8 protein-coding genes and 1 pseudogene are annotated in these 9,388 nt (G+C 29.2%); 1 reads left to right on the top strand and 8 read right to left on the bottom strand.

Features of this window, described 5'->3' with window-relative positions; all coding sequences use genetic code 11:
* On the bottom strand, positions 1-1,769 hold a 1,769-nt coding region (locus tag AB1Z17_RS11635; protein WP_368051963.1), incomplete at its 3' end, for a patatin-like phospholipase family protein.
* A 5-nt stretch (positions 1,770-1,774) separates the two neighbouring features.
* Positions 1,775-3,559, bottom strand: a complete 1,785-nt coding sequence (gene uvrC / locus AB1Z17_RS11630; RefSeq protein WP_368051962.1) for an excinuclease ABC subunit UvrC — start codon at positions 3,557-3,559, stop codon at positions 1,775-1,777.
* Positions 3,560-3,729: 170 nt separating this feature from the next.
* Between uvrC and AB1Z17_RS11625 the strand changes: the two genes are divergently transcribed.
* On the top strand, positions 3,730-4,980 hold the full coding sequence (locus AB1Z17_RS11625; protein WP_368051961.1) for a pyridoxal-dependent decarboxylase: 1,251 nt from the start codon (positions 3,730-3,732) through the stop codon (positions 4,978-4,980).
* Between the two features lie 385 nt (positions 4,981-5,365).
* On the opposite strand, the gene AB1Z17_RS11620 is transcribed toward AB1Z17_RS11625, so the two are convergent.
* The 6 genes and pseudogenes from AB1Z17_RS11620 to AB1Z17_RS11595 form a co-directional block, all read right to left on the bottom strand.
* The gene (locus AB1Z17_RS11620) at positions 5,366-6,073 is read right to left on the bottom strand and encodes an aromatic aminobenezylarsenical efflux permease ArsG family transporter (RefSeq protein ID WP_368051960.1); all 708 of its coding nucleotides are present in this window, start codon (positions 6,071-6,073) and stop codon (positions 5,366-5,368) included.
* On the bottom strand, positions 6,073-6,474 hold the full coding sequence (locus AB1Z17_RS11615) for a nitrophenyl compound nitroreductase subunit ArsF family protein (protein WP_368051959.1): 402 nt from the start codon (positions 6,472-6,474) through the stop codon (positions 6,073-6,075). Before AB1Z17_RS11615 ends, AB1Z17_RS11620 begins: the two co-directional genes overlap by 1 nt.
* An 18-nt stretch (positions 6,475-6,492) precedes the next feature.
* Entirely contained in the window at positions 6,493-7,470 is a 978-nt protein-coding gene (locus AB1Z17_RS11610) for a permease (RefSeq protein WP_368051958.1), read from the bottom strand.
* A 2-nt stretch (positions 7,471-7,472) separates the two neighbouring features.
* Entirely contained in the window at positions 7,473-8,090 is a 618-nt protein-coding gene (locus AB1Z17_RS11605; protein ID WP_368051957.1) for a class I SAM-dependent methyltransferase, read from the bottom strand.
* A 1-nt stretch (position 8,091) separates the two neighbouring features.
* Positions 8,092-9,120 (bottom strand): ACR3 family arsenite efflux transporter, encoded by a 1,029-nt coding sequence (gene arsB, locus AB1Z17_RS11600; protein WP_368051956.1) that lies wholly within the window; start codon positions 9,118-9,120, stop codon positions 8,092-8,094.
* Positions 9,121-9,217: 97 nt separating this feature from the next.
* Positions 9,218-9,388 (bottom strand): annotated as a pseudogene (locus tag AB1Z17_RS11595) (protein-tyrosine-phosphatase); the annotation flags it as partial.

Here is a 9,388-nt window from a genome sequence, read left to right as displayed (position 1 = left end):
CTGGAGTTTAAAAACCACCTAAACTCAGTATCCAAAAATACACCATATTTTTGAAAATATTTTTTATCATAAGTGTCAATTTTTAAATATGCAATTAAATTTAAATAGTCTGAATTATCAAAATACAATCTCTTTTCTCTGTTTGCAGAAACAGTAGATTCAAGTGATGATATAGTTTCTGTAAATACTTTTAAATGTTTATGTTCACCTCCAACTCCTAGTGCAAATTTTCTATTAAATACCGTTTGAAAATATATTTGGTTTGTAAAGTCTTCATATACTAAATTTATTTCATTTACATTAGAATCCTCTATATTTGAGTTAGTTTGCTCAAAATTTAAATTTGCATTGAAACTATTGTATCTCGATTTTACACCAAAACTTGTATAAAATCCATTATCAATAAAATAATCGAAATTATATCGAATGTTATCACCTAAAATAATATCTGCAGAAATTATATCGTTTTTATTAAAAAGGTGTTTTGCGGTTGAATTAATAATAATACCTGTTTTGTATAAATCATCAAAATGTGCTCCAAGCTGCAAATAATTAGAAATTCTATGCTCTTTAACTTTTAAGCTCAAAACACTACCTTCTTCATTTTCGGTGTCATCTAAAATTTTATATTGTACATTTTCAAAATTACCAGTAGCATAAAGATTATTAATACTTTGAATTAGTTTATTATAACCTGTTTTATCTTGTTTTTTTAAATTTAGCTTACCAAGAATATACGCTCTGGTATAATTTAAATTTCCCTGAATCCTAATATCACTAATATCGTATTGTAATTGTTTTGTTTTTATTTTAGGAGTTTCTTTGGTAGTTTGTTGTTTTGCGATGGCTCTAAGATTGTCCATATGTTCTCTGGCAGCTTCATCACCTGCTTTCATAATTTCCTTTTTTTTATCAAAAGAAATAACATTATAGTGAGTCACATCTGGCTTTATAAGAACATCAACCTTGCCATATTTATAATCTAATGTTTTATACATTTGAAAACCAACTATTTGGTTTATTATTGCTACCGCCGAGCTTAAATTATCTTTTTTATCTAAACCACTTTGAATATCTACACCAATAATAATATCAGCGCCCATACTTATAACTTCATCTACAGGAAAATTATTTACAATTCCACCATCGGTTAATATTTTTTCATCTATTTCAACAGGAGCTAGTAATGTTGGAAATGAACCACTTGCCTTCACCGCTTCAGGTAAAAAACCTGAATTTAATATTTCTTGTTTTCCAGTTTCTAAATTTGTTGCAATGCATACAAAAGGAATTGGCAGTTTATTAAAATCTGTAATATTATTTACATGTTGCGTTAATTTAGTAAGTAAATTAAGTACACTTTGGCCTTCAGACAAAGCTCTTGGAATTCCAACTCTTTTATTTTTAACTGGTAATGAAAGTGCATATTTTTCTCCAATTTCTTTTTCGTAAAATGGTTTTGATTTTCTTGGCATTTGATCCGTTAAAATAAGGTCAAAATCTATCACTTTTAATATTGAATCTAATTGATTTGCAGTATATCCAGAAGCATACAAAGCTCCAATAATTGCGCCCATACTTGTACCTCCAATATAATCCACTCGAACGCCAGCTTCTTCCAAAACTTTTAAAACGGAGACATGCGCCAAGCCTTTTGCGCCACCACCACTTAAAACAAGACCTACTTTAAGATCTTGATTAGCAGGTTTTTCTTGGGAAAAACTTACTAAAAATGTAAGAAAGAAAACAAAAATTAAAGTTCTTTTCACGCTGTTTATATATTTTTATAATAATTAATTATTTTTAGTGCCCTTGCTTTTCCAACTATTTTTTCTAACTCTTCAATTGAAGCCAAACGAACTCTTTTTACAGACTTAAAATGCTTTAATAAAGATACAACAGTTTGTTTTCCAATACCAGAAATTTGTTCTAATTCATTTTCTAACGCTTGTTTACTTCTTTTATTTCTATGGTGCGTTATTCCAAACCTATGTGCTTCGTTTCGTAATTGTTGTATTATCTTTAGCGTTTCAGATTTTTTATCTAAATATAATGGTACTGGATCTTCTGGATAATAAATTTCTTCCAATCTTTTTGCAATTCCGATAATTGCAATTTTATTTCTTAAACCTAAAATATCTAAACTTTTTAATGAAGAAGATAATTGCCCTTTTCCGCCATCTATTACAACTAATTGTGGTAAAGGTTGTCCTTCTTCTAATAAACGTTTATACCTTCTAAAAACCACTTCTTCCATAGAAGCAAAATCATCGGGACCTTCAACAGTTTTAATATTAAAATTCCGATATTCTTTTTTACTTGGTTTTCCATTTTTAAAAACTACACAAGCAGCAACTGGGTTTGTTCCTTGTATATTTGAATTATCAAAACATTCTATATGTCTTGGCTCGGCACCTAAACGTAAGTCTTTTTTCATTTGTGCCATTAACCTTTTTACATGCCTGTCTGGATCTACAATTTTTATCTGTTTAAACTGCTCTTGTCTATAATATTTTGCATTTCTAATACTTAAATCTATAATGCGTTTTTTATCTCCTAAAACAGGAACGGTAACTTTTATCTCTTCACCCAAGTCTACTTTAAAAGGCACATAAATTTCTTTAGATTGCGAATTAAAACGTTGACGAATTTCAACAATTGCAAGCTCTATTAGTTCTTTATCTGTCTCGTTTAACTTCTTTTTAATTTCTATGGTATGCGATTGAATTATTGCGCCATTTGATATTTTAAAAAAGTTCACATAGCTGTAGCTCTCATCTGAAATAATTGAAAAAACATCAACATTTGTTATGGAAGGATTTACAACTGTAGATTTTGATTGATAGTTTGCTAATAAATCTATTTTTTCTTTAATTTTTTGCGCCTCTTCAAACTCCATATTATCTGCAAAACGAATCATTAATTGATGAAAAGACTTGATAGATTCTTTAAAATTTCCTTTAATTATATTTCTAATTGCTACAATATCTGTATTGTAACTTTCTTCCGTTTGAAATCCTTCACATGGGCCTTTACAATTTCCAATATGAAAATCTAAACACACTTTGTATTTTAATTCAGCTACATTTTTTCTACTCAAATCGTAATTACAAGAACGTAATTGGTACAATTCTTTAATTAAATCTAATAATGCTTTTGCGGTTCTTACAGAAGTGTATGGCCCAAAATATTCCGAACCATCTTTTATAACATTTCTAGTTAAAAACACACGTGAAAATCTTTCTTTTTTAATACAAATCCAAGGATATGTCTTATCGTCCTTTAGCATCACATTGTATTTAGGCTGATACTTTTTTATTAAGTTATTTTCTAACAATAAAGCATCCGTTTCCGTATTAACAACAATGTGTTTAATGGTGGCTATTTTTTTTACTAAAACCCTCGTTTTTCCGTATTCGTGGTTTTTATTAAAGTAGGAAGCAACTCTTTTTTTTAAGTTTTTAGCCTTTCCTATATACAAGATAGTCCCGTTTTTATCGTAATACTGATAAACACCTGGTTGATCTGGTAAAGTTTTTATTTGAATTTCTAATTCCAAAAATTAATGTTTTAAAAAATAAAAGTACTACTTTTTATATGGATTTTAGTTTCCTCTTAAAATTCTTCCAAAAATTAATTTAAATACAATAAAATTGTATATTTTTGCGAAATATTTAAAAAAAAGTTTTATTTAACTTAATTTTTATATAATTCATAATTTGGTTTAAAATGAAGTATTGGAAGAAATATTCAAAAGAAAAATTAATAAAAAGAATTGATACCGCATTAAATGCCAATGTGAATTTTCAAACTAGCAAGGCTTTGGGCTATCCTGTCTCAAGATTGGATGAAAATGTATTTAACACAAGTGGTTCTTTTTTAGATGAGTCGCCTTTATTAAAGTCGTTTATTGCAAATCCTAACAATATTGGTTGTCATACTTTAGGGAAAAGTGAAGAAGCTTTTAAAGGTTCGCAAGAGTTAGAACGTGAAATTATTCAGGTGTTGGCGGTTGATATTTTTAAGGCAAAATTAGGTGAATATGATGGCTATATTGCTACTGGAGGTACCGAAGCAAACATTCAGGCATTATGGGTTTATAGAAATTTATACAAAAAAGAATTTAATGCTACTTTAGATGAAATGGTGATTTTATCTTCTGAAGACACCCATTATTCGGTTCATAAAGGGTCAAATTTATTAAGTATTGAAAACGTAAGTATTCCTGTTGATTTTAATTCAAGAGAGATTTTAAAAGACGCATTAGATAATATTGTAAAAGATCTTATTTCGAATGGAAAAAAATACTTTTTGGTTATTTCAAATATGGCTACAACTATGTTTGGCTCTGTTGACAATCCAGATATGTATGCAGAAATTTTAGAGAAACACAATGTTGCATATAAAATACATATTGATGGCGCTTTTGGAGGTTTTATCTATCCAATTTCAAACAAAAATTCTACTATAAATTTTGAAAATCCCAATGTTTCATCCATCACAATTGATGCGCATAAAATGTTACAAGCTCCTTATGGAACGGGTGTTTTTTTATGCAGAAAAGGACTGATTGAGAATGTTTTAACCAAAGAAGCACAATATGTAGACGGAATGGATTTAACCATAGTTGGTAGCCGCTCAGGAGCAAATGCCATTGCTGTTTGGATGATTTTATTTAGTTATGGTTACTACGGATGGTTTGAAAAAATAAACACATTATTATTACGTACCAAATGGTTTACAAAACAAATGGACGCTTTAAATATTGAATATTTTAGAGATCCTTTTATGAATATTGTAACTCTAAAATCGGAATATATTCCTAAAAATATTGCTCATAAATTTGGACTAGTTCCAGATACGCATAATGGTACAAATAGCTGGTATAAAGTAATTATGATGGATCATGTTGAAATTGACGATCTAATAATTTTTGTTGAAGAATTAGAACAAGAACTTGTTGGGTTGAAAATCCGTTAAAAAGCATAATATAAATTAAAACACCCTATTCTCTTTGTTTTTACCCACCAAATAGTGCAGATTTTATAGCATCCCAATTCGAAAAAATAGTTCTAAACACTAAAAATGTAACTATAAATACAATACCTGCTATTAATAATTTTTTCTTTTCACTCATTTTAGATCTATTTACAATAATTATTAAAAATTTTCAACTTCATTAAAAAACTATTCTAACCATTTATGTATTGCACCTCCTAAATAATAACCAATATCATACATATAATTCAATAAAAGTATTAATAGCAATATGGATATTAACACTGTTAGAAATAGATAAGTAGGGTTTTTAAATAAGTTTTGAAGTTTAATCATAACTCAATTTATTTTCTACTAATTTAAAAAATTAAAAAACGTTAGCAAAAATAAAAATGTAGTATACCCCTGTTATTATAAAAACGATTCCTGCAATAGTGCGAGTCCATTTTTCAACCTGAGCAATTCTATTATAAAAAACACCTATTCGTGAAGCTGTAAAAGCTAATAAATAAGTAAATAAAATAACTGGAATTCCTGTTCCTATTGCAAATATAATTGGCAAATACAACCCATCAAAACTAGAGATAGTCATTGGAATTAGCAAACCAAAATACAATGCACCACTATATGGACAAAATGCTAAAGCAAATAAAACTCCTATTAAAAATGAGCCAAGTAAGCCTTTATTTACAAACTTTTCTGATAATTTTTCAGTAAAATTAAATTTTCCAAACAAGTTTAGCCTTAATATATTCAACATTATTAAGCCAAAAATAATGAGTAAAGGGCCTAAATATTTCTCTCCATTTTGTTGAAAAAAACGCCCAACATGAAACTTACTAGCCCCAAAAAATAAAATAAGTCCAATTACAGTATAACTAAAAGCTCTTCCTAAAGAGTATATGACACCACTTAAAAACACCTTTCTTTTACTAGCAATATTTTTTGAAATAAAAGCTGTAGCTGTTATGTTTGTTGCTAAAGGACAAGGACTAATACTTGTCATTAAGCCCAAAACAAAAGCCGATAAAATTGGGATATTGTAATTTTCAAGTAGTGTCTGTAAGAATTCCATTAGATTTTGCTCAGTTGTTTTTCGATTCTGCTTGTTAATCTTTTTGTAAACTCATCTGTATTTTTTCCATACATAAAACCAAACTGTGTTAAATCAATATGTTTTTCCTCTCCTTCAGATATTACATTTAAAAATAATGCAGTACCTGTAGCTTGAAATTTTTCGGCAAGCTTATAATTATTTTCATCATCAACATTTACGACATGAAAACTGATGATTCCATCTTTCAATTCTTTTGAAAAATTAGTTTCTAACACTAATTTGGTATTCGATTCAATTGCTTTGCAAGTAATACACCTGTGTGTTGAGTGAAAATCTATTACTTCAATTTTGTTAACCGATTGCCCATACCCTGAAACAAAAAGTAAACAACAAACTACTACTAACTGTAAATTTTTCATTTTGTGAAATTTATTTGATTAAAAAATTATATTAAATACGTATCCTGAAATTATTATACATAAAGTTACAACAGAAAAGAAAATGGCAATCAATTTTAGTGTCATTATTTTTTTAAGCAACATTGCTTCTGGTAATGAAAGGCCAACAACACCCATCATAAATGCAATTGCCGTTCCTAATGGAATTCCTTTAGAGACTAATACTTGTGCTACAGGTAATATACCAGATGCATTCGAATACATTGGTACGGCTAAAATAGTTGCAGCTGGTACGGCAAACCAATTACCTTTACCCATGTACTGTTCAAAGAAACCTTCTGGAATATAACCGTGCATTAACCCTCCAATAGCAATACCAATTATTACATAAGGCAAAATTCCCATTAAAATTGTTTTAGTTTCTTTCCAGATAGATGGTAACCTATCTTTTAATGAAGTGTGTGCTGCTTCAAATTGTGCTGTTTCTTTTTGACTATTTTCTAATACTTGTTGTACCCAAGGTGATAAATAACGTTCTAACTTTAAACGCTGCAAAATCATTCCTGAAAAAGTTCCTAATAAAACCCCACTTACTACATATATTATGGTTGTTTTTAATCCGAATAAACCTATAAATAAACCAATAGCAACTTCATTAACCAAAGGAGATGTAATTAAAAATGCAAAGGTAACTCCTAAAGGAATTCCTCCTTTTACAAAACCAATAAATAATGGTACAGATGAGCACGAACAAAAAGGAGTTACCACACCAAAAAGTGAAGCCATTAAATACTCAAAACCATATAATTTTTTGCGTGATAAATAATTTCTCACCTTTTCAACAGGAAAATAACTGTTAACAATTCCCATAAAAAAGATGATTACAAAAACTAATAGTAAAATTTTTATTGTATCGTAAATAAAGAAATGTAAAGCTTCTGCTAAGTGACTTCCTTCTTCTAATTTTAAAATTGAAAACACAAACCAAGTGGCTAAGTTTTCTATCCAATCAAACATAATTATTTATTCTTTTTTCCAATAAAACGTATTACCGATCCTTTACCTTTATGGTAAATTCCTTCATTTAATTCAATAAGCTCTTCGCTTAACTCAATGGTTTCAAGAACTGAAAAATCATTTTGAATATCTTCAATAGTATAAAGCATCTCAATATTTGGAGGACCAAAAGGCTTTTCGTTTTCTTTATTAATTTCAAGTTGTTTTTTGCTAAAACCTTCTAAAATTAGAACTCCATCTTTTTTTAAATATTTTACTAATTCTTGATGATATTGTGATTTTACATTTGAAGGTAAATGTGCATAAATTAATGCAATTACATCAAATGAATTTTCTTCAAATTCTAGTTCAGAAAATTCTCCTACCAGGTAATTAATTTGTACATTATTTAAAGTGGCTAGTTTTTCTGCTTTCATTTTTCCTTGTGAACTTATATCAAAACAAGTAACATTTAAGCCTTTTTTGGCTGCGAAAACGGCGTTTCTGCCTTCTCCTTCAGCAGGTAATAAAATAGTTCCTTTTAATTTTAAATCTTTTACAACTTTTTCAAAAAAAACATTTGGTTCAACTCCATAAGCAAACTCTTTTTCACTATACCTTTCCTCCCAAAATTCTTTCATTTTAATAATATTTTTTCTTCAACCAAAGCGAAACATTCACCAATCCAATTAAAACCGGAACTTCAACCAGAGGTCCAATAACACCTGTAAAAGCTTGTTGAGAATTGATACCAAAAACTGCTATTGCAACTGCAATGGCTAACTCAAAATTATTTCCTGTAGCTGTAAAAGCAACAGCTGCGTTACGTTTGTAATCTATGTCCATAGCTTTTCCAATAAAGAAACTCACAAAAAACATAAGTATAAAATAAATAACTAATGGAACTGCAATTTTTACCACATCAAAAGGAATTTCAACAATTAAATCGCCCTTTAAACTAAACATTAATACAATTGTGGCTAACAACGCAATCAAAGTTATTGGTGAAATGAATGGAATAAATTTTCGATTATACCAATCTTCACCTTTTAATTTTGTTAAATATTTTCGACTTAAGAAACCAGCAACTAGCGGAATTCCTAAATAAATTAAAACGCTTTCTGCAACTTCAAAAATGGTGATATTCACATCTAAACCTTCCATTCCAAAATACTGTGGCAACACGGTTATAAACAACCACGCGTAAAAACTATAGGTGAAAATTTGAAAAACACTATTTAAAGCAATTAAAGTAGCGCCGTATTCTCTACTTGCACCCGCCAAATCGTTCCAAACAATTACCATTGCAATGCAACGTGCCAAGCCAATTAAAATTAAACCCGACATATAACCCGGTTCGTCTCTTAAAAATACAATTGCCAAAACAAACATTAAAATTGGACCCACAATCCAGTTTAAAAATAAAGACATAGACATTAATTTGGTGTCTTTAAAAACTGTTGGAATTAAGCTATAATCAACTTTTGCTAACGGCGGATACATCATTAAAATTAACCCAATTGCCAACGGAATATTTGTGGTTCCAACCGAAAGTGAATCGGTTACAACTGCAATTTGTGGAAACAAATACCCCAAACCAACGCCAATTGCCATTGCAAGAAATATCCATATCGTTAAATATCTATCTAAAAATTTAAGTCTTTTTTTCATTATTTAGCTGAATTTCTTGTCATATCGAGTGAAGCCTCATAATCGAGAAGTCTCTAATATTGAGATTCCTCCACTTCAGTCGGAATGACACTTATAGTTAGTTTTTAATTTGTGAAAATACGTACATCATTTCCGAAGCAATTTCATTACTTCTTTCTAAATATTTTTCTGCTTGTTGTGGTGTATTGTCAAACGCTTTTGGATCATTATATCTAACCGGAATTCTTGCTTCACATCCAAAAATAAAGGGACAATTTTCATCGGCGTG

Origin of the sequence: Lutibacter sp., from assembly GCF_040883305.1 — a bacterium.
Lineage (GTDB): Bacteria > Bacteroidota > Bacteroidia > Flavobacteriales > Flavobacteriaceae > Lutibacter.
The sequence above is the reverse complement of the archived record's forward strand: the minus strand, read 5'-3'. Positions and strand labels throughout refer to the sequence as shown.

Bases quoted from the DNA above. Each gene is read 5' to 3' on its own strand.
- AB1Z17_RS11605 (WP_368051957.1), bottom strand. From the start codon at position 8,090: ATGAAAGAATTTTGGGAGGAAAGGTATAGTGAAAAAGAGTTTGCTTAT.
- AB1Z17_RS11620 (WP_368051960.1), bottom strand. From the start codon at position 6,073: ATGGAATTCTTACAGACACTACTTGAAAATTACAATATCCCAATTTTA.
- AB1Z17_RS11615 (WP_368051959.1), bottom strand. From the start codon at position 6,474: ATGAAAAATTTACAGTTAGTAGTAGTTTGTTGTTTACTTTTTGTTTCA.
- AB1Z17_RS11610 (WP_368051958.1), bottom strand. From the start codon at position 7,470: ATGTTTGATTGGATAGAAAACTTAGCCACTTGGTTTGTGTTTTCAATT.
- AB1Z17_RS11625 (WP_368051961.1), top strand. From the start codon at position 3,730: ATGAAGTATTGGAAGAAATATTCAAAAGAAAAATTAATAAAAAGAATT.
- arsB (WP_368051956.1), bottom strand. From the start codon at position 9,120: ATGAAAAAAAGACTTAAATTTTTAGATAGATATTTAACGATATGGATA.